The 20,289-nt window shown below is 63.0% G+C and carries 21 protein-coding genes and 2 pseudogenes; 15 read left to right on the forward strand and 8 right to left on the reverse strand.

Features of this window, described 5'->3' with window-relative positions; translation table 11 throughout:
• Nucleotides 1-200 (reverse strand): annotated as a pseudogene (locus tag NN5_RS19975) (NAD(P)H-dependent oxidoreductase); the annotation flags it as partial.
• 298 nt (nt 201-498) lie between these two features.
• Between NN5_RS19975 and NN5_RS19980 the strand changes: the two are divergent.
• The 5 genes from NN5_RS19980 (at nt 499) to NN5_RS19995 (ending at nt 6,129) form a co-directional block, all read left to right on the forward strand.
• Nucleotides 499-1,752 carry a metallophosphoesterase family protein gene (locus NN5_RS19980; protein ID WP_020819392.1) on the forward strand — a complete coding sequence of 418 codons (1,254 nt, stop codon included), beginning with the start codon at nt 499-501 and terminating at the stop codon, nt 1,750-1,752.
• A gap of 3 nt (nt 1,753-1,755) precedes the next feature.
• The gene (locus tag NN5_RS19985; protein WP_020819391.1) at nt 1,756-5,205 is read left to right on the forward strand and encodes an ATP-binding protein; all 3,450 of its coding nucleotides are present in this window, start codon (nt 1,756-1,758) and stop codon (nt 5,203-5,205) included.
• Between the two features lie 127 nt (nt 5,206-5,332).
• Entirely contained in the window at nt 5,333-5,458 is a 126-nt protein-coding gene (locus tag NN5_RS27215; protein ID WP_020819390.1) for a hypothetical protein, read from the forward strand.
• A 111-nt stretch (nt 5,459-5,569) separates the two neighbouring features.
• Nucleotides 5,570-5,839, forward strand: a complete 270-nt coding sequence (locus tag NN5_RS19990; RefSeq protein ID WP_020819389.1) for a CopG family ribbon-helix-helix protein — start codon at nt 5,570-5,572, stop codon at nt 5,837-5,839.
• Nucleotides 5,836-6,129 (forward strand): type II toxin-antitoxin system RelE/ParE family toxin, encoded by a 294-nt coding sequence (locus NN5_RS19995; protein ID WP_020819388.1) that lies wholly within the window; start codon nt 5,836-5,838, stop codon nt 6,127-6,129. The genes NN5_RS19990 and NN5_RS19995 overlap by 4 nt, the downstream gene beginning before the upstream one ends.
• Before the next feature lie 39 nt (nt 6,130-6,168).
• Here NN5_RS19995 and NN5_RS20000 read toward each other — a convergent pair whose 3' ends face one another.
• Together NN5_RS20000 and NN5_RS20005 are read right to left on the reverse strand one after the other, a co-directional pair.
• Nucleotides 6,169-6,612: a hypothetical protein gene (locus NN5_RS20000; RefSeq protein WP_020819387.1), complete on the reverse strand. Its 444-nt coding sequence runs from the start codon at nt 6,610-6,612 to the stop codon at nt 6,169-6,171.
• A complete protein-coding gene (locus tag NN5_RS20005; RefSeq protein WP_066521295.1) occupies nt 6,609-7,457 on the reverse strand; it encodes a DUF7146 domain-containing protein in 849 nt (282 codons plus the stop codon). The genes NN5_RS20000 and NN5_RS20005 overlap by 4 nt, the downstream gene beginning before the upstream one ends.
• 159 nt (nt 7,458-7,616) lie before the next feature.
• Here NN5_RS20005 and NN5_RS20010 point away from each other — a divergent pair, with 159 nt between their 5' ends.
• From NN5_RS20010 to NN5_RS20025, 4 genes are all read left to right on the forward strand, one after another.
• A complete protein-coding gene (locus NN5_RS20010; RefSeq protein ID WP_029986659.1) occupies nt 7,617-7,811 on the forward strand; it encodes a hypothetical protein in 195 nt (64 codons plus the stop codon).
• Nucleotides 7,812-8,018: 207 nt separating this feature from the next.
• Nucleotides 8,019-9,215 (forward strand): AAA family ATPase, encoded by a 1,197-nt coding sequence (locus NN5_RS20015; RefSeq protein ID WP_015460581.1) that lies wholly within the window; start codon nt 8,019-8,021, stop codon nt 9,213-9,215.
• Nucleotides 9,212-10,282, forward strand: coding sequence for a ParB/RepB/Spo0J family partition protein (locus tag NN5_RS20020; protein ID WP_025160828.1), 1,071 nt, complete (start codon nt 9,212-9,214; stop codon nt 10,280-10,282). The genes NN5_RS20015 and NN5_RS20020 overlap by 4 nt, the downstream gene beginning before the upstream one ends.
• Before the next feature lie 80 nt (nt 10,283-10,362).
• Nucleotides 10,363-11,493, forward strand: a complete 1,131-nt coding sequence (locus NN5_RS20025; protein WP_020819382.1) for a replication initiator protein A — start codon at nt 10,363-10,365, stop codon at nt 11,491-11,493.
• 1,938 nt (nt 11,494-13,431) lie between these two features.
• On the opposite strand, the gene NN5_RS20030 is transcribed toward NN5_RS20025, so the two are convergent.
• Entirely contained in the window at nt 13,432-14,466 is a 1,035-nt protein-coding gene (locus NN5_RS20030) for a hypothetical protein (protein ID WP_025160827.1), read from the reverse strand.
• A gap of 158 nt (nt 14,467-14,624) precedes the next feature.
• Here NN5_RS20030 and NN5_RS20035 point away from each other — a divergent pair, with 158 nt between their 5' ends.
• The 5 genes from NN5_RS20035 (at nt 14,625) to NN5_RS20055 (ending at nt 18,236) form a co-directional block, all read left to right on the forward strand.
• Nucleotides 14,625-14,906, forward strand: a complete 282-nt coding sequence (locus tag NN5_RS20035; RefSeq protein ID WP_020819380.1) for a hypothetical protein — start codon at nt 14,625-14,627, stop codon at nt 14,904-14,906.
• Complete coding sequence (locus tag NN5_RS20040; protein ID WP_020819379.1) at nt 14,903-15,313, forward strand: type II toxin-antitoxin system VapC family toxin; 411 nt, start codon at nt 14,903-14,905, stop codon at nt 15,311-15,313. The genes NN5_RS20035 and NN5_RS20040 overlap by 4 nt, the downstream gene beginning before the upstream one ends.
• Nucleotides 15,314-15,371: 58 nt before the next feature.
• Complete coding sequence (locus tag NN5_RS20045; protein ID WP_020819378.1) at nt 15,372-15,662, forward strand: hypothetical protein; 291 nt, start codon at nt 15,372-15,374, stop codon at nt 15,660-15,662.
• A 13-nt stretch (nt 15,663-15,675) separates the two neighbouring features.
• Nucleotides 15,676-16,803, forward strand: coding sequence for a tyrosine-type recombinase/integrase (locus NN5_RS20050; protein ID WP_020819377.1), 1,128 nt, complete (start codon nt 15,676-15,678; stop codon nt 16,801-16,803).
• Between the two features lie 197 nt (nt 16,804-17,000).
• Entirely contained in the window at nt 17,001-18,236 is a 1,236-nt protein-coding gene (locus NN5_RS20055; protein ID WP_051585721.1) for an NnrS family protein, read from the forward strand.
• Between the two features lie 141 nt (nt 18,237-18,377).
• On the opposite strand, the gene NN5_RS27010 is transcribed toward NN5_RS20055, so the two are convergent.
• The 3 genes and pseudogenes from NN5_RS27010 to NN5_RS20065 form a co-directional block, all read right to left on the reverse strand.
• Complete coding sequence (locus tag NN5_RS27010; RefSeq protein ID WP_037487314.1) at nt 18,378-18,695, reverse strand: ATP-binding protein; 318 nt, start codon at nt 18,693-18,695, stop codon at nt 18,378-18,380.
• 58 nt (nt 18,696-18,753) lie between these two features.
• Nucleotides 18,754-18,981, reverse strand: a pseudogene (locus NN5_RS27345) (response regulator); the annotation flags it as partial.
• Between the two features lies 1 nt (nt 18,982).
• Entirely contained in the window at nt 18,983-19,378 is a 396-nt protein-coding gene (locus NN5_RS20065; protein ID WP_066521301.1) for a PepSY domain-containing protein, read from the reverse strand.
• A gap of 152 nt (nt 19,379-19,530) precedes the next feature.
• Here NN5_RS20065 and NN5_RS20070 point away from each other — a divergent pair, with 152 nt between their 5' ends.
• Nucleotides 19,531-19,884: a hypothetical protein gene (locus tag NN5_RS20070; RefSeq protein ID WP_037487485.1), complete on the forward strand. Its 354-nt coding sequence runs from the start codon at nt 19,531-19,533 to the stop codon at nt 19,882-19,884.
• 99 nt (nt 19,885-19,983) lie between these two features.
• Here NN5_RS20070 and NN5_RS20075 read toward each other — a convergent pair whose 3' ends face one another.
• Complete coding sequence (locus NN5_RS20075; protein WP_129405084.1) at nt 19,984-20,271, reverse strand: TFIIB-type zinc ribbon-containing protein; 288 nt, start codon at nt 20,269-20,271, stop codon at nt 19,984-19,986.
• Nucleotides 20,272-20,289 lie beyond the last annotated feature (18 nt).

Below are 20,289 nucleotides of genomic sequence, written 5' to 3' on the forward strand. Positions count from 1 at the left end.
TTGTGAATGGCGGCGGCGGGCGCATTGTCCCGCCACTCCCCGGCCGATCGCAAGATAGGGAAATCAAGTTCTGCAATCTCGATCCGGCGCACTTCATGGCCTGCCGCCTCGCCGCCCGCCGCATAGGCATCCGCAAGCGCATGAACGTACCGGGTCCCGTTTGGGTCGGGATGCCCATCGATAATCGTGATGCGGGTCATGACATCTCCTGAATCCGCCATCCACGCATCGTCGTGCAATTGGGATTATCCCGGAGTGTCGGTGGCGACAGGCACCGGCCAGCCGAGATGAAATCACTTGAGCTATGAGGGGGAGCGTTTCTTCCTCGCAAGAGTCGGGAAACTGGCGGAGGAACCCTGATTACAATACATGCGACTGTGCGGAACGCATGGCCAATAGCTCTGCGGCCATGTTGGGGGTGTTCTCCCATGGGGCACTACACAAACGGAGGATCGCGGTGACCCAGAGAATATCGCCGCTTTCGAGGGGGGAAGAGTTTTGAGCGATTTTCGTTTCCTGCATGCCGCCGACATTCATCTCGACAGCCCGCTCCATGGCCTGTCGAGATATGAAGGTCTGCCCGAGGACGACATAAGAGGAGCCACCCGCGCGGCTTTCGACAATCTGGTACAACGCGCCATCGACGAAGATGTCGATTTCGTCGTGATCGCTGGCGACCTCTTCGACGGTGAGTGGAAGGACATGAGCACCGGCCTCTATTTCGCCCGCGCCATGGGCCGCCTGGATCGGGCCGAAATCCCGGTGTTCCTTCTCGCCGGCAACCATGATGCCGCCTCCGTCATCACCCGCAGCATTCCCTGGCCGCCCAATGTCCGCCTGTTCAGCGCGCGCCGACCGGAAACCCATCTGCTTGCCGAGCTCCAGGTCGCGGTCCACGGACAGAGCTTCTCGACACCGGCTGTCACCGACAATCTCGTTCCGTCCTATCCCGCCGCTGCGGAGCATCACTTCAATATCGGGATGCTGCACACCGCGCTGGCAGGCCGGAAGGGCCACGCCGATTACGCGCCCTGCAGCCTGGATGATCTCAAAGCCAAGCAATACGACTACTGGGCGCTCGGCCATGTCCATCAACACGAGATCGTGTGCGAGGCGCCTCATGTCGTCTTCCCGGGCAACATCCAGGGTCGCACGATCCGCGAGACGGGCCCCAAGGGCGCGGTGATCGTCACCGTGGAGGATGGTCAGGTTTCCTCCATCGATCGATTGGATCTGGATGTGATCCGCTGGCTCGCGGTCGATATCGACTGTACCGACGTGCCGGCCGATAGCATTGCGGAACGCATGCGCTCGGCGCTTCTTGAAGCGTGGCAGCACGGCGGCGATGGATTGCCGCTCGTTACGCGGCTTGTGCTGACGGGCGAGACCGACAGCGCCGGCGCGCTCATCGACAGCGCCGCGGACCTGCGCGACGTCGCGCGCGCCGTGGCCGCTTCGATCTCGCCCAATCTCTTCATCGAGAAAGTGAAGCTGCTCGTGACGAAGCCCGCCGCCGCCGGTGAGGTGATTGTCGGCGACGATCTCGCTGCCTTGATCGATCGGGCCGCCACCGATCCTCAACTGCACGAACTGCTGGCCGCGGACCTTGCGCCCTTCCTGCTCGCGGCGCAGAGCCTGCTCCCCGATGCCGACGAAGCGGACCTTCGCCGCTATGCCGGCGACGGCAAGTGGGACGCGGTCATCGGAACCGCCGCCCAGGCGCTCCGCTCGCGTTTGACGAAGGGGGACTGAGCGATGCGGTTCGCCACCCTGTCACTCGAGCGTTATGGTCGTTTCGAGGATTGCGAGCTTTCCTTTCGCCAAGGCGAGCCCGATCTTCACGTGGTGTACGGCGCCAACGAAGCGGGAAAATCGACCTCGCTTGCGGCGGTCTCCGATCTGTTGTTCGGTTTCCCGGCACGGTCTCCCTACAACTTCGTCTACGACTACGCCCTGCTGCGCGTTGGGGCCGTGCTCGAGGACGAGGGGCACAGCTTCGCTTGTCGCCGCAAGAAGGGGACGGCCGGGACACTGATCGATGCCGAGGATCGTCTCCTCGACGAAGCTATGCTGCTCGCCATGCTGCGGGGGCAGACGCGCGAGACATTCGCACTCTCCTTCAGCCTCGACCAGGATGGCCTGCGAGCGGGCGGGCGGGCCATGGTCGAGGCCCGCAACGACCTGGGCCGAGCCCTCTTTGCCGCAGGCTCCGGGCTCACGGGTGTTGCGGACGAATTGGCTCGCCTCGAGAGCGAAGCCGATGCGATCTGGGGACAACGCGCCGCGGCGAGGCGGAGCTTCACGCAGGCCCAACGCGATTTCGAAGCGCAGACCCGAGCAGTCCGGGACCAGGCCCTCAAGCCGAAGGCTTGGCTCGATGCCAAAGGCGCGGTCGCGGACGCCCAGCAGATGCTCGAAGAGGTTCAGCGGCGGCGCGACGAAGTTCTTGCCGAGGTCAGCCGCCTCGAGCGCATCCGCCGGATTGCGCCTGCCGTCCGTCTTCGCAGCGACCATCTCGCGGCGCTTGCCGCCCACATGGATACGATTGATATCGGGCCGCAGCGCGAGCACGCCGCCGAAGCGGCAATGGCCGAGATGGAGGCCGCTTCGCGTGCAAGGGCCGCCGCGCAGAATCTGGTGAACGAAGCCCGGGCACAGATCGAGGCGCTTTCTCCTGATCCGTCGGTCCTCGCCCACGACGCCGAAATCGACGCGCTGATCGCTTCGTCGGGCGCGGTGACAAAGGGTCAACAGGACTTAGCGCGTCTGAGCGAGGAGCGATCCGCATCGGGAGGTCTTGTCGCCCGGCTCCGCGCCGAAGCCGGCGCGCTCGCCTCCGATCCCCCCACCCGGATCGTAAGTTCCAGACTGCGCGAAATCGCGCTCGGTCATGCCGAGGATCTCGCGGCGCTCCGGCAGATCGACGAGAGTGAGCAGGACCTGGCTGAAAGGCGTGTCGCGATCGAGCGGAAGATTGCGGATCGCCCCCAAACAGGAAATCTGACCGCGATCGTAACGGCGATCGACCTTGCCAGGACCCTCGGGGCCGATGCGGACGCGCGCTGCGAACTGGCGCAGCGCAAAGCCGACCGGGCCGCGGCCAGCCTGGACGTGGCGCTCGCTCGGCTCACGCCCTGGAGCGGGGACGCATCGGCCCTGGCCGCGCTTCCCAGACTGGCACGGCACGAAATCGAAGACGTGCGATCCGTCCTTGCCGAGGCCGAGACCGATCTGCAGCGGGCAACAGACGCCGCTTCGCGCGCCCGCGAAGAGGCCGAGGCGCTCTCGCTCGAAATGGAGCAGCTCTCGTCGGGCGCTGCGGTGGCTGACGAGGAGATCACCGCGGTTCGAAGCGAGCGCGACGCGTTCTGGCGACCGCTGCGCGCGCACATGCGGCAAGGCATGGCCCTCCCCTCCCCTGATGAAGCTGTCGATGCTTATGAGACGGCAGTCGCTCGAGCAGATGAACGCGGAGATGCCCGCTACGCCGCCGCCGACGAGTCGAGCCGTCTGACGGTCATGGGTCAACGCCGGACCAGGCTCCTTCTGGCCGCTGACCAGGCGGACACGCGCGCGCAGGCGGCAAGCGATCGTCGCGAAAGCGCGCTGACGGGCTGGGCACGAAAGTTGGCGGAGGCGGGCTTTCCGGCGTTGGAGCCCAATCGGTTCCTCGGTTGGGTGTCCGAGCGGGAAACGGCTGAAGCAGCACATCAGGAGGCAATCGATGCCCACGACGATGCCAGGGCGATCGTTGCGCGGCGCAATGAATTGCGTGCCAGCCTGGTCGCCGCCCTCGCAGACGAGTCGGTGCCCAAGGGAGAAGACCTCCTGCCGCTGCTCGCCTTCGCCACACGGATTCGGCAAGCCGGCGAGGCGGCCGCCGAGCAGCACAGACTCGACGAGGCCGCACTCGTACAAATCGGGCAGGATGCGGAAGGTCTGCAGCGCCGCCGCACGCGTGTCGATGAGAGTATGGCGACGCGGATGGAGGCCTGGCGCGCGCTGCTGGTCGAAGCGGACATCGATCTCGACATAGCCAGCGCTCCGGCAACTCTCGACGTCCTGGACGAGCTCAGAGCCGCGATTGCCGCGCAGCGAGACCTGCAGACACGCATCGACGGCATAGCGAGAGACGCGCGTGAACATGACGAAAGCGTTGCGGCCCTAACCGAAAGGCTGGGGATTGCCGCCTCGGGCGGCGGAGTGACGCTACTCGAAGGGATGCGGGCCCGGCTCTCGGCGGCGCGCTCGACCGCAAGCGTCCTGGAGGCACTCGAGGAAAGCATTGCCGGCCGAAGCGCTGAGATGGCGGCCGAAGACGCACGGCATGCTGCGGCCTGGGCTTCGCTGACCGCGCTTCTGGAGGAGACGGGCGCTACCGACCTGCAGGGCCTGGGTGCGGCCATCGAGCGTTCGCGAGCAGCGCGCGCCCTGCGCCACGCGGTCAGCGAAGCGGAAGCCGCGATCGTCGCGGCGGGCGACGGCAAGGGACTGGATGAGCTTGTCGCGTCCCTGGAAGACGTCGATGCTGACGGTCTGGCCGTCCGAATCCAGTCGCTCTCGGGGCAGCTGACCCAGCTCAACGATGAGGTTGCCACTGCCGCAAGCGCCCACGGCGATGCCAGGAGAGTCTTTGCCGGTCTGGAGGCGCAAAGCGGCTCGTCCGCCGACGCGGCCTCGGATGCCGAGCAGGCCCGGGCCGAGCTCGCTGTTCTTGCCGAAGATTTTATCCTGAAGCGAACCGAGGCCGTCACGCTACGCTGGGCGATTGAACAATATCGCGAGCGCCATCAGGATCCCATGCTGCTGCGCGCAAGCGAGATCTTCCGCCGGCTGACGATCGGGCGGTATGCGGCGCTGCGGATCGACAGCGACGGACCCAATTCACGGCTCCTGGGGTTGCGCGACGATGGCAGGACCGTGGTGGACGTCGGGGCGATGAGCGAGGGAACCACGGACCAGCTCTTTCTCGCGCTTCGCCTCGCAGCTGTCGAGCAATCCATCGCGGCCGGTGTTCGCCTGCCCTTCCTCGCGGACGACTTGTTCGTCAATTTCGACGATGAGCGTTCCGAGGCCGGTTTCAGGGTGCTGGCGGAACTCGCGCGATCGACGCAGGTGCTGTTCTTCACCCATCACCCCCATCTGGCGGCGATCGCCCGATCTGTCGTCGGCGAAGACCTTCACTCGGAATGCTCCCTGGCCTGAGACAGCCGAGCGACCTTCAGATCAAGCCGCCCTGGACTGGCTGTTCGAATCCGGAACGCGCTGCTCCGACACTCTTTCGGCGCTTTGTGTACGCAACCTGCAGCGGCACCTGTCCTCGTCCCATTCGATGCGCGCCAGCGAATATCGGTGCCGCTGGCAATTGCCCGACGGCTTCGATCTAAGGCCGCATGACGTGGCGGAGGCTGCGGAAATGCGGCAGCGGGTCAAGGACGCCTTGAAGGACGGCAAATAGCGGAGCGCGGCCTCCAGCGCCTTCGCCCGGTTCTCGACTCCACGGCTCCCCAACTTGCGTTTTCTCGTCAGTATGATTATATTTTAATCGGACTGATAACAGGTGATAAACATGGCGACCGAGACGAAGGTATTGACCGCGCATGTCCCTCTGGGGCTCGCGGAAAAGGTTGAAGCAATGGCCTCGCGACTCGAACGCTCGCGCGGCTGGGTGGTGAAGCAAGCGCTCGCCGCCTGGGTCGATCAGGAGGAGGAGCGTCACCGGATGACGCTCGAAGCCCTGGAGGATGTCGATGCCGGACGGGTGATCGACCACCAGGCGATCACGGCATGGGCCGACAGCCTTGGGACGGACAAGCCGCTACCCTCGCCGGTCAAATGAAGATCCAGTGGACCAGCAAGGCGTCGTCGGACCTTGTGCGACTGCACGAGCATCTGGGTCCGGTCGCCCCCGAAGCGGCGGCGCGCGTGGTCCAGCAACTCGCCCACGCACCGGATCGGCTGATCGATTATCCGAGGATCGGCGAGAAGCTGGAAGCCTATGAGCCGCGCGAGGTCCGCCGGATCATCGTCGGCAACTACGAGATGCGCTACGAGATCGCGGCCGGAACGATCTTCATACTGCGCCTCTGGCATTGCCGCGAAAACCGCAACTTCGAATCGGAGCAGTAGCGAGGATGCGATCGACCACCGCCGCAGTCGCTTCTATCCTCAGACCAGACCGAAATCCTGAAATTCAACCTGCCGCAGTCGGCCGGACAGCCATTTCAGAGTAGCTCTCACGGGTTCCGCCAGTCCCGGTTGACCGACGATGGCACCAGGAATGTGGTCGGCTTCGATCCGCTGAAAAACTTGCACTTCGGCTTCACGGTCGGTGGGAAAATGGGGTGCGAGGTCTCGCCTCTCCTCTTCGCCGCCAGCGAACCTCGGCTCGCTCACGCACAAAATCGAAACAGAGACGGCGTCTTTGTTTCCGTCCAATCGGCCGTAATCACTGGCGTATGCCAAATGATCGGCTGCTGCCAGATCGCGGCGCGGCCATAAGCCATGCTTCACGACCCCAGTGAGATTCGCAGCTTGGGTGAAATGCAGCAGGAACCGCACGTCGCGGTCCAGGGCGATCGAGCGGATATGCGTCCTGCGGGCCTCGTTCATCGCAATGATCCCATAGACGCCTCCAATACCTCCGCCCAGTCTTTGACGCCGCGCGGCGCCATCCACGTTATCTCAAGACCGGGCCGAGCATATCGCAACGCCGCGCGTGCCGCCGCCAGTTCACCTTCGGCGTCATTGTCGACGGCGAGGATCAAGGATGTCAGACCTTGCGGCAGCAGGATCTGATCGAGACGCCGTGCACCCAAGCTCGCCCAGCAGGGAGCTCCTTGAATGAGGGTGAAGGCCCGCGCGGTTTCGAAGCCCTCGGCAAGCGCCAGGCAAGAAGCCGCCCGCCCTCCCCCTTGCCATGCCCCCTGCCCTGGCCGCCCCAGCATGAGCTTCATGCGGTACTTGCCGGTTTCCCGGTCGAGGAAGATGCGCTGGATGGCAGTCAGTCGCCGCCCTTCGCGCACGGCCACGAGCAAGGCGGGATGGAACGTGGTCCAGGGCTTGGGACGATAAGGACAGCGTGGATGAAATCGGAGATCATCGGTAGGCGGCTCGAGATGCCGCAGCGTCAGGTAACGCTCAGCGAGAGTGCCCGGGATCGGAAGCCCCTCCTCCCAGAGCCGTGCGGCATTGCCCGAAGCGCGCGCGGGCATGTCCCGGTAGGAGTAGTGTTGCCGGATCGGTATCCGGCGCAATTCGCGCAGGACATCTTCGCGATCACAACCGGCAAAGCAAGTGACAAGAATACCGCGATCGCCCTGACGGATCGAGAGGCTTGGTGTGCTATCAGCATGCGCCGGGCACAGGCACATGGCGGTGCGGCCATGCCAGGTGCCACCGAGAGCACCTACGAGATCGATGAGTTCCTGGGATGGTCGTCGGGCTGTAAGCGGCATGGCATTCCTCCTGCTTGCATGCCCCTGCCCCTCTCCCTCTTTCTCCCGGCCATCAGATCGCGGTCTATCTGTGCTCCGGGCTGCGTGCGCGGATCGAGGAAGCGCGAATAGCCACCGGGGTGCACGGCCGGTTTGCGGATGGGATTTCCTGCGAGCGGAATGAATGCCTCGATGGCGGTGGGCCTTGTCGCCGCCTATTCGAGCGCCAGGAGAACATCGTCAGCGGCAGTTCTGGCCCTGTCCGATTCGTGGACCACCGCCAACTCGGATGCCGCCGGGAAGGAATTTGAGTTCCATTCTCGAAGCGGCGACAAGACCGATCTATGCTTGCCGCCAATTCTGGCGATCACTTGATTCGCATGGAAACCGGAGCTTGTCCGTTCGCCCGGAATGATCCCGGACTCTCCATCTGAGAGCAGCGTTGTCCTTGCATGATGGCGCCAGCTGCTACCAATTTGACTAACCACCATCCTTTTGGCATAGCTGTCCGGGATAAGGGGTCTTTTTTCGACCTTTTTCACGAACCAAGGCCAATTTGGGTTGAGAAGGGGGACAACGCCCATGCTGTCGGGTCAGATTCTCGATGCGATGATCACCTCGTGCGAGAATGCAAAAACCGTTCTGCGGCAAGCGGCGATAGATCCATCCGACAGGAAAACCCTCAATATTTCAATGGGGGCCTCGGTCGCCGCGGAGTTTCTGGGGAGGACGCCCGAAGCCCTGTCCAAGGCGGAAGCGCGTGGACGCCTTCCTGCGCCGAAGACGTCCGCCAACGGGCGCAGATATTACACGGTCGAGGATTTGATCGCGATTCGCGAAGCGCTCGGTATCAAGATGGGCAAATTGCCGTCCGAGCGAGCGGTCGTCGTGGCCGTGCAGAATTTCAAGGGCGGTGTCAGCAAATCGACCACGGGCAAGCACCTTGCCGATTATCTTGCCCTGCGGGGTTACCGGGTTCTTGTCGTGGACTGCGATCCCCAGGCTTCGATGAGCGTGATGTTCGACGTCAATCTCGAGGCCTTGGTCGACGAGACCCATACGCTGTCGAATTTCCTGTCGCCGCGCATCGACGAAGCGGATTCGCTGCGCAAGACGATCCAGAAGACAGCCTGGCCCAATATCGACATCTGCCCGGCGAACCTCGGCCTGCAGGACACCGAATGGGAACTGACCGCGACGATCGAGGAAGGACCGACAGCGATCGCGGGCGCGTTCCGCATGCTGCGGATCGGACTGGAGGAAGTTCGTCACGACTATGACGTCGTCATTCTCGACCCTCCCCCGGCCATGGGGTTTCTCGGCGTGAACACGCTGACTGCGGCCGATGGCCTGTTGATCCCCGTCCCTGCCCGGCAGCTCGACTATCTGTCGACCATTCATTTCATGCAGACCTGCCGCGAGGCGATGGATCTCGTCTCCAAGTTCGACACGTCGATCGACTATGGCTTCATTCGGGTCGTCTGCACGATGTTCCAGCCCAGTCGCACGAACGAGGCGCAGATGCTCCAGGTCATGGAGAAGACCTACGCCGGACAAATGCTCTCGACACCGATTCTGCTCTCGGAAGAGATCAAGAATGCGGGACTTTCGATGTCTTCGATTTACGAGATCAACAAACCCTACGGCTCGCATCAGACCTATGTTCGCTGCCGCGACAATCTCAACATGGTCTTCCGCGAGGTAGAGAAAGACATCTGCAAGCAGTGGCCATCGCGGATGGCGCAGCTTGGCACCGATCGGTTGACGGAGGCCGCATGAGCAGCGCGGGGGGCAGACGGCGGAGTCTCTTGGCGAACGCCATCGAAAGCATCGGCACGACACCGCCCCCGACACGCGCGGCCGATGGTCCCGTCGCCGGGGATCACGCGGATCGAGAAAAGCCCGCCGAAGAACCGGCGACACCGTCCTTCCTCGAACGGCGCGGGGTTGCGTTCGATGAGATCGCGCGCACCGTCAAGCGCCTCACCATTCGCCTGAAGCCGTCGGAATGCTCGATCTGGCCAGGCAATGCGCGCGACTATGCGGCGCTTAGCTATGACCGCTGCGCCTCCCTGATTGAATCGATCAGGGAGGAAGGAACCAATCGCGAACCGGTGGTCGTCAGGCGAACCCCCAATGCCGAACAGCCCTATGAGCTGATCGTCGGCACACGTCGTCATTTTTCGATCTCCTGGCTCCATGCGAACAACCATAGCGAGATCGAACTCGTAGCCCGGATCGAAACGCTCGATGACGAAGGCGCCTTCCGTCTCGCGGACCTGGAAAACCGGGAGCGCGAGGACGTCACCGATCTCGAGCGGGCCCGAAATTATCGGCACGCGGTGGAAGCCTATTATAAGGGCGTCAGGGCGCAGATGGCCGAGCGCCTGGCGATCCCCAAGCAGAATCTTCACAATCTGCTGCAACTCGCCGAACTCCCCGACGAGGTGGTGAGCGCATTTGCGGAACCAGGCGACCTGAAGGTCCGTCACGGCATGCGCCTGTCGCCGCTCATCAAGGATGAGCGCTATCGCGACGCCATTCTCGGTGAGGCGGCCATAATCGCCGCCGAGCAGAAAGAGCTGCTGGCCGCCGGCGCGGAAAAGATCGAGGGCAGCAAAGTCTGCGAACGCCTGGCCGCGGCCGTGACACCTTCCAGGCCTGCGCCTTCGCCAAAGGCGAAGCCGGCTCTGACGGCAGCTTCGGGCAAGGAGATCGGACAAGTTCTCGCCGATACCAAGGCGAAGGGCATCACGATCAACATCAATCCAAAAGGCCGCGCATCGGTCGATGAGATTCTGGACGCACTGCGTCCGGTCATCGAGAGCGCGAGATTTGCGCGATAATGAGAATCCACAATAAATCTTTTATTTTCAAATCGTTATGATGGAGTAAAACGCGTTTTACGCGTGTTGCAGGACATGAGATGCCACAGGACTACCGCGAAGACGGTCAAGTAGACCTCTTTCTGCCGCAACTGACGGCACTGCCGCTTCGCGACCAGCGCGAAACGATGGAACGCCCATTCTTTTCCCTGTCCAAGCGCAAGCGCCTGAAGCCGATCGACTATGTCAGTCCGGACCGAAAAGTTACCGTCCATGTTTCGGCCAACTCGGAATATGGCCTCGCCACGATCTACGATCTCGACATCCTGATCTACTGCGCCTCGGTGCTCATCGAACATAAGCGCCGCGGTGCGAACGACATTCCGCAAACCTTGAACGTCGTGCCCTACGACATGCTCAGGACACTCAAACGCGAGGTCGGCGGCCGAGCCTATGACTTGCTGGGCAATGCGCTTGACCGTCTGCAGTCAACCACGGTGAAGACCAATATCCGCTCGGGCGACGCTGTCGAAACCACTTTCTCCTGGATCGACAGCTACAGTCAGCTCAAGGACCGCACGGGCAACGTGCGAGGTATGCGCATCACCCTCGCCAAGTGGTTTTACGACGGCGTGCTGATGGAAGGCGGCGTCCTCGCGATCGATCCCGCCTATTTCTCGCTCACCGGGGGGAGAGAACGCTGGCTGTACCGGGTTGCGCGCAAGCACGCCGGCGGCGCCGGAACGGACGGCTTCGCGATCTCCATGCCGACGCTGTTCGAAAAATCGGGCGCGGAAGGTGACTATCGTCGCTTCAAATTCGAGATGACCAAGATCGTCCGGGAAAACGCGCTGCCGGGTTACGCGCTCGAACTGGAATTGCGCGCAGAGGCCGAACCGTTCCTGCGCATGGTCAGGCGCAACCTCACGAGCGAACCCGGAGCCCCCTCCCCTGCCCTGGTCCAGACTGCACCCACGCCTGGCCGGGCTACTCCTTCCGCACAAGACAAGGCGATCGACGAACCGCCGATCGCCTTCCCGGAATATGGACATATCGCCCATAGCGCCTTTGGCGCCATCGCACGGGCCAACCTGCCCGAACCGCAGCGTGACCACGGCATGGTCGCCGACGACTTTCGGTCATTCCTGAGGCAGCGCGAAATCGCATACGACGCCAGGAACATCACGCAGATCTTCGCAACATTCTGTTCGAAGCAACGCGCGGCGCTGTAGCGCGCTACAGCGCCGCTTCGAACAGCGCGGCCTTTCAGGAACAACCTTCCGCTACCCGAGTTGCGCATAGTTCTTGCGTTCCTGAAGTACCGACGGACAAGGGCCGGCAGTTGCGCGGCCCCTCCCCACCGAGCACCCCGTCCTACCGGGACGCTATCCCATAGAATATGAGATCTCAGCCATGACGCGGGGCTCAGCGGCCGGGCGTTGCCGCCATTATTTTCGCCTATTACGCTGTGCGGGCCGAAGTCACAGCCACCTTGGCCAAGCCGTTACGTCCTTCCGGGCCAGGCTCGGGCATCGATCATCCCACCAGTTGACCGGCGCCGGGTACATCAGGAACGCGGACACCCTTTCGATCATCGCACGTCGTTTCCAAGCAACCAGGATATAAGCCGGATAAAGCAGATGGCGGGTCAATCTCGTGCCGGCGCTTCCTGGAACGAGAGGGAAGGGAAGGGGGGAACGCTGCGATCGTTCATCGAGATCGGCTCCGCGGCAATCGATCAGGCGTTCCTGAAATACCGTGCGGAGGAAAACTCCGCCGCCTCGGTCCGCCATGGCAGACGAGATCAAACGGCCGAGCCCAATAGGCGGCCGTTCCCAAAGTACCGCGCCATCGACGTGTATTCACGCCTCGCCAGGCCCGGAGATGATGGCCCGGCGACCGCCGTTTCAAGCGCCCGGCAGCCAGTCATTGAAGTTCAAACCAGAGCGAAACTCCGCTCCAGAGGCTGGCCGCCTGTCTCGATCGGCCCTTCGTTCCTAATATACCGTGGGAGAGTCGGGAGGCCTTGCCGATTTCCCGGCCAGCAAGTGCCCGAGTGTCATGATCGCGGCTACAAGAGTGGCTATCAACTGTGTCCGCCTGTGTCGTCAGGAAGCTCAAAACTCCGGGAAATCAGGGATGTAGCATCGAGTAAAACGCGTTTTACCGCCCTTTCCGCCCCGATCTCCAATGACCCGCCCACACGGTATTTCAGGAACGGCGCACGGTACATTGGGAACCGAATCACGGTCCAATGGGAACACCGCACAGGGTATTTCAGGAACGGTCAGACGGTATTACGGGAACGCGCTGAATTCCCCGACTCGTGATGAATCCATGAGTCGCGTCCGGCGCATCCACAGCCTAACTTTCTATCTTTATTTCTAAAGGAATTAACGGCGCCTGCGGCGCTTCTCCCTTTCTTTGAAAAGATTGAAGGGGGAGGGGACGCCATCGGCAAGCACCGAACACAATGACAAGGCCCAGTGCCCGATCTCGCACGAGCATAGAGCATCCAGAGGATGGCGTTCAACATCCGCTGCCGAACCGTGCATCGCCCGCCTCCCGATCAATCAGCGCGACAACACTCGACGATGCGCACTCGAAGCTGGTCCCATCATCTTGGCTACCCTGCCTTGATTCCCGCGGACGATGGCGGACGAGATCCCGGTTCACCTCATCCTGTCGCCTGACCTACCTCATCACCGGGTCTGCCTCGACGCCTTCGAAAGAATCGAATGTCGGCGAGCCCAGATCGAAGTCCAAACTCTCGAGGGCCTGTTGGAAGCCTGGATCTACCTCGATGCTGAACGTCTGCCATCGAACGGGCATCCAGCTGGCGTAGCGCTCACGCGACATCACCTCGTTCGATCAGCTTGTGAAATGTTAGGGTACATACCGCCGAAGCCAGGGTGCTTCATATCCAGCGCACCCGTCAAAATCGGAACAAACCGAGAAATAGTCCTAAAACGCCGCCAGAGCCTTACCAGGCGCTTTTGGGCCTTCTGGCATCCACGGCCTCATGAATAGCGTCAAATCGCTCTGTGCGGGCGTCTGGCTGGGCCGTATTTTGGGCCAGTTGTCACAAGTTTGTGATCAAAATCAGAGCGCACATGATTGTGAACCCCACTTGCTCCCACCGCAAATTCGCATTTGATTCGCAACACCTGTCATGGCGACGAAAGCTTTGGCCCGCGCGCGCTTGTAAGCAGCTTGTCGATGGCGGCCATTTCCTGATCAAATGCATCGAAAGCCACGGTGAGGTCGCGGCTCGCGGGCAGGGGAGGGGGCTCCTTCGCCGGACGGCCGCGCTTCGGTGCTGCATAACCGAATTCGACCGCAAGGTCCGGTGGCAGAAACAGCCGCCAGCTGCGCCGCTGGGTAATCTCGACCAGAAGATCCGCGGCGACGGCCCGCTCCAGCAGCTTGCTCGCTCCGGCGACGCTGAGGGCCAGCGCATCGGCAACTCCCTGGGGCGATAGCAGCGGGCGATGATGCGTGAGCGCGAGCAGCCGGGGGAGGGCGCCCGGACGGAACGCTTCGACGATCGCGCGTTGGGCGTTGCGATGAAATTTCTCCAGATCGTGAAGCCGTTCCAGACCCTCGCGCGCCGATCGTTCGAGCGCCCGCAACACCGCCAGCCAATCATCGGCGTCGGGTTTGCGCTTCAGCCGGAACGCCTTGGCGCCGCCGGCGAGGCAGGGGAGGGTGCTCGCGGAGAGGCCGCTATCGCGTAGCGCGAACGGCAGGCCGAGCCAGGGCAGGATGCCGCCATCCGCCAGCGCGTGTTGGCGGACCTGATCGAGCGCGCGGACGAGGGCAGGGTGCTGCGTGGCAACCGCCGGCGCGCTGATGGCGGTGGGCAGCGTATCGCGCCAGGCGAGCGGGTCGGGATCGGCGAGCGCCGCGGCCCACGCATCGAAGCGGTCGAACAGGTCGAGGGTGGTCGAGCGCAGCGGCCGGCCGGGGATCTGGAGCCCGCAACCCCAGGAAAATACGTCGATTTCGTCGACCTCGGCCGATTGCAGTTGCAGCGCCCGCGCATAGCCTGACCAGGTAGCCCGCCGGTTCCATGCCGAGGCGGCGGAACTGACGGAAATTCGGGCATCCAGGCGAGAAATGGACGCGGTGCAAGACGCTATGGCTGCCGCCATTTGTGGGGTATAATCGGGGCCATAAGAGGCGGGCGAGGGCATGTCAGCCATGCCCAATAGTGAACTGAAAGCAAAGTTCAGTAAAGTATGCCCGGATGCCTAGTGTTGATAATGGATCGTTATCAACATTAGATGAACCGTGCTTGCGCTGTAGCAGCACGGCCACTATAATCAGGGGCCGATCAAATCTGAACCGTAGGAGTGCCGTCGTGGCTACTGCCGCCCATCATCCGCCGCGCCGCAAACAGCGCGCCATCACCATCCGCTCCGATCATGCGCTCAAGCGCCTCGAACTGCTCGCCCGCGACGGCCGCAGCCAGGTTGAAATTATCGAAGAGGCGCTGGACCGGATGCCGCTGCCAAAGGAAAAGGACCGAGACGCGTTCCTTGCGGAGATTAGGGCGATCCAAGCGCGCGTCCCCAAGCGAACATATCCGACCATGGCGGAGATTGACGCCGAGCTTTGGGACGAGGACGGGTTGCCCCGATGATCATTGATACTTCGGCGCTGATCGCGGTGCTGACGGGCGAGGAGGGCAGTGAGGCGCTGGTCGAGGCGATCGTCGCCGAACGAGGCGGAATTCCGGCACCCGCCATGGTTGAGTTTGTGCGTGTCGCGAGCAACCAGCGATTTGGTCTGCGGGCCGAAGCTGAGGATATGCTTGCCAAGTTCGAACGCCGCGGCTGCGCGACACTGGCGTTCACGCATGACCACGCGAGGATCGCAAACGAAGCCGAACCGCTTTACGGTTCTGGGAACGGCAATGGCGGACCGCTCAACCTGCTCGACCTTATGGTCTATGCTGTGGCCAGAGAACGCGGCGAGCCGCTGCTGTGCACGGGCAAGGATTTCGCGGTGACGGATATCGCGCTTCACAAGGCCAGTCGGCCTTGGTGAAAGTGGACCAAGAAGCCTGAATGCGCTCGCGGCCAACGGCTAGAGCACGGAGAAGTCAATGGACGAACATGCCGCAGAAGGTAAGCTCACCGCGCTGGTAACGGATTATGCGCGAAGCCGGGCAGTTGCCGTATCGCGCGGAGAAGAAACGCCGGGGTTGGCGGCATTGCTCGTCGGCCGCTACGGCCGCGGCATCTACGACGCGGCGGACGTGCTGCTCGGGAGGCCAGCCGCGCAGCGCATCGTCGAGATCCTCGATCGCGAGGTGATGGCGATCGACCCCGAATGGCGGCGCCACGATCAGGATCGTTGGAGGGCGCGTCCTGCCGATCTGACAGGGGGCGCGTGACGAGACGCTCCCGATGACGCTTTCGGCAGCCATGGACGTGCGCGATGGCGCTGTGCTCGACTTGGTGGTGCGCGACGTGCGCGACCTGGTCGGTGCATCTGCGCCGATCGATGCGGAACTTGTGTCTGCTGCCGTCCGGGGCTGGTCGCATAATACACGCCGCGCGTTCCGATCGGACCTGACCATCTGGGGACAATGGTGCCGCCGCAATCGCCTCGACCCGCCGTCGGCCAAGCCACACGACGTCTCCCGCTGGGTTCGATCGCTTGCTGGGCTCGAGCTGTCCGACGAAACGATTCGGGCGATGGCGACGATTGAACGCTACATCGTAAACGTCGGTTGGGCATACCGAATGGCGGGCATTGCCGATCCCACCGCCGCACCGCTGGTCAAGCTCGAGATGAAAGCGGCGCGCAAATCGCTCGGCGTCCGCCAGCGCCAGGCGCGCGCGCTGCGCTTCAAGGGTGACATCGCGGATCTCGACAGCCCGCCGTCGGGCGTTTGCCTTGTCCATCTCCTGAAGGCATGCCGTCGGGACGAGCTGGGCTTGCGGGACGCCGCCCTGCTGCGCGTGGCCTATGACGCCGGGGCGCGCCGGTCCGAGTTGGTGGCGATCGAGGTCGGACATATCGAAGGGCCGGACAGCGATGGCGCGGGCACGCTGTTCATTCCGTCGAGCAAGACCGACCGGGAAGGGGAGGGGGCCTATGCCTATCTTTCGCCTGCGACGATGGATGCGATCGCGAGATGGCGCGAGAAGGCAGGCATCCGCAAAGGACCGCTGTTCCGCCGGGTCGAAACGCATTTTGATGGGTCGGTCGCGGCGATCGGCACCGAACGGCTGCACCCCAACAGCATCACGCTCATCTACAGGCGGGTCATTCGGGCCGCCTGGGCAAAGAAGCTGCTCGGGCCGATCTCGGAAGCGGAGCTGGAACGCTGGGTATCGGCGGTATCGTCGCATTCGATCCGGGTCGGGGTCGCGCAGGACAATTTCGCGGCGGGGGAGGCTCTGCCTGCAATCATGCAGGCGTACCGCTGGCGCGATCCCAAGACCGTGATGCGGTATGGCGCCAGGCTCGCGACCAGGAGCGGGGCAAGTGCACGGCTCGCCGCGCGCTTTTCAAAGGAGCACGCCTGACCAAGCGCCGCATTGCGCCGTAGGCGTATCGCGGTTGCCGCATCCGCTGCGAAATGCAGCTTTCTCACCTCGAGAGATCCGCCAGCGGAGCGGAACGGGCCAGGCCTCTTACCCGGCCTGTCATCATCGTGATCGCCTGGGCGGAAAAAATGTTCTAGTTTCGTCTCGTGACGTCGAGAGGAGCGCTCGTCAGGAAGATGACGATCAATCAGGCGACATCGACAAGAGGCGAGCAGATGCTCGCGTTGCGGCGCGCCCGAATGGCTGCCTCGCCCCCGATCCTGCGAGGTGCTTTCCGGCCGTTCTTCTTCCTGGGGCCGCTCTGGGCCGTTGCCGCGCTGACTTTGTGGCTGCTCACCCTGGCGGGCGAGATTGTTCTCCCCACGGTCCTCGACCCGCTCGCGTGGCATCGACACGAAATGCTGTTCGGCTTTGTGGGCGCGGTCATCGCGGGATTCCTCCTGACGGCCATTCCGAACTGGACAGGCCGCCTTCCCATTGCGGGGATGCCCCTCGCCATGTTGACCGGTCTCTGGTTGATGGGACGGCTTGGCGTCCTCTTTTCCGCGTTGACTGGACCGGTCGTTGCGGCGGCAATTGATGTCGGCTTTTACTGCGTGCTTGCGGCGGTTGCCGCGCGCGAGGTGATTGCGGCGAAAAACCGCAACCTTCCCGTCGTAGCTCTGGTTCTCCTGTTCGGAATTGCAAATGCGCTCGATCATGCGGCAGGCGCGGGAGTGATAGGCGATCCCGACCTTGGGTGGCGGGCGGCAATCACGCTGGTCGTTTTGATGATTTCGCTCATTGGCGGGCGCATCATCCCGTCGTTCACGCGCAACTGGATGGCGAAGCAAGGAATGAAGGACGGGCTCCCCGGCCAACCGACGCGCTTCGATCTGGTGGTCATCGGAGTAACCGGGATTGCCTTGTTGGTCTGGACCGTTTCTCCCGAGGCGCGCGTCGTGCCCTGGCTGCTCTCGGCGTCCGGTGCGCTTCAATTGGTCCGAATGTCGAGGTGGCGAGGCTGGCGGACGCTGCGCGATCCGCTCGTGCTCATCCTCCATATCGGTTATCTCTGGATACCGACAGGCTTGCTTCTGATCGCCGCTGTCGGGTTTGGGGCTCTTGTCTCCCGTTCGGCCGCAATTCACGCCCTCACCGCTGGTGCCATGGCGACGATGATCCTAGCCGTGATGTCACGCGCTACCCTGGGACATACCGGGCGGCCATTGAAGGCCGATGCGGGGACCGTGCTCGCATATACTCTGATTACATTCGGCGCGTTGCTACGTATCGGAGCACCAAGCGGCGTATTCGATTACAATGTGGGCATGGAAATCGCCGGGCTCTGTTGGGGCGGTGCGTTCCTTGTCTTTCTTGCCGTCTATGGACCGATGCTCTTTGCCGCGAGGGTCGACAACCCTTCAGGTTAGAACTGAAGTCAGCTTTCAGCGTGGGCTTCGCTAAGCTGTTGGCTCCGATTGTCAGCCTCGGCGTCAGCATTCATTGGCGATCTGTTCATCGCGGATACGCGTGGATCAGGTGTGCTGGAGTATCAGCCGTCCGCTTGGCTATCACTCATTCCATTTCAGAAGCACGGAAAGGCCGCCGCTTGCATTGGATCGCAAGGACAGCTCGCCACCGCTCGCCTCGACGATTTCCCGGGCGATTGAGAGGCCGAGGCCGTGATTTTGGCCCCGTTCGTCAAGGCGCACACCGCGCTCGAGCACGGCCGAATGAAGATGAAGCGGAATACCGGGGCCATCGTCGTTCACCTCGATCCAGCGGCCCTTCCCGTCCGATCCGGCAAGCACCTCGACTGTCGCGCTGGCGTAGCGCGCCGCATTTTCGACGATGGCCCCCAATGCCTCGAGCGCGGCTTCGACGCTCATCGGCGCCAACCTCGATGCCTTCCACCTTGTCGAGCCATGCGCCGCGTGCCGAAAGGATGATGATCGGAAATGTCCTCCCTTCACTTCGCCAGCGCTTGAGAACGGTCAGGCCATCAAGGCGGGGAAGGCCGAGATCCAGCACCACCACGTCATAATCCTCATCCCCGCCCATCACCCACGCCTTCTCCCCATCTTCCGCGTGATCGACCGTGAATCCGGCGCGGGCAAGGGCGTCCGACAGGCCCTTGGCGATTGCTTCATCATCTTCAACCAGCAGCAGGCGCATTTCAGTCTTCTTCGAGTTCGCGGATCGTGCCGCTTCGCGCGTCGATCTTCATCTCGATCGAACGGCTGTCGGCAGTGAGGATCGTTATTTCATACTCAGGTGTGCCGTCGTCGTCTTCCAATTCGACATCGATGACGTCACCGGCGACCCGACGTTGCGCGATCTTGAGGATGCGTTCGAGGGGGAGCAGCGATGGATCGAGGGACCGGGACGGCGCCTGTTCCGTGCCGGCCGCGACAATCGCGACCTGTTCTTGAGAGCCGGCACCTTCTTCGGCGGGGGAGGGGGGCGGCGGCGGGAGGGGGGCCCTGTTCTCCGGCACGTCCGGCTGGCGCGCCGGATTTGCCTGGTCGCCTGCGCCGCCGCCATCACAGGCGCTCAGCAGCGCCAGGACCATCGCTACCAATGTTCGATGCCGGGGACCCATGGAGTAAGATCTGCCTGATCGGTCCTGACACCCCGCTGACGGCCCGGGTTGGATCGCTGTCAGGCAGCGGGGGGCATGTTGGACGGGTCATCGCCAAGGTGACTCGATCAGGAGACACGAGAATGAAACGGAGCTTGTTGGCTGTAGCGCTTGGCGCCGCGGGCGTAGGAGGTATCGTCGTTGCTTCGACAGCGCTGGCGGAACCGGTGCCGGCCGCGGCGAAGAATCAGCCATTTTTTGCCAACGCGCACTGGGACGACGATTTCGACGAGCGGCGCCGCTTTGGCCCAATGCGTGTACCGAATGTCGATGCAGTCAAGCGCGCAGGAATAGTCGATGTGGTGGAAATCGAACGGGACGACGGGCGTCTCGAAGTCGAAGGCTTCGACGCACAGGGCCGGGAGATCACGCTGCACATGGACCGGCGGGGACAGCGCGTCCTGTCGGTGCGTCGTGACCGCGACTGGGACGATTGAGTCGGCTGTTCTGCGAGGCAAGCCGGAAGGGACCGACGCTCAGTTGAGCGTCGGTCAAGCCCGCAGCACGTGGCAGCTTCTGCTTGGGCCTCGAAGCGGCTAGTCGAACAATTCTTCGAGGAAGGACTTGCGCCGCTTGTACGGTTTGTGGCCGTATCCTGCCTGGTGCCCCCAAGGCGCGGTGGGCTGCGGTGACGGCGGCACAGGCGCCGCAGTCTGTGCAGGCGCATCGCGAGCGCTGCGTTCGATGATCTTGTCGAGCTCGCCACGATCGAGCCAGACTCCGCGGCACTGCGGACAATAATCGATTTCGACGCCTTGGCGCTCGCTCATCACGAGCGGAACGGCGCACACGGGACATGGCATACCAGCCCCTGGATTCGTCATATCAGGACTCCCAGTATC

The organism is Novosphingobium naphthalenivorans NBRC 102051 (assembly GCF_001590985.1).
GTDB lineage: Bacteria > Pseudomonadota > Alphaproteobacteria > Sphingomonadales > Sphingomonadaceae > Novosphingobium > Novosphingobium naphthalenivorans.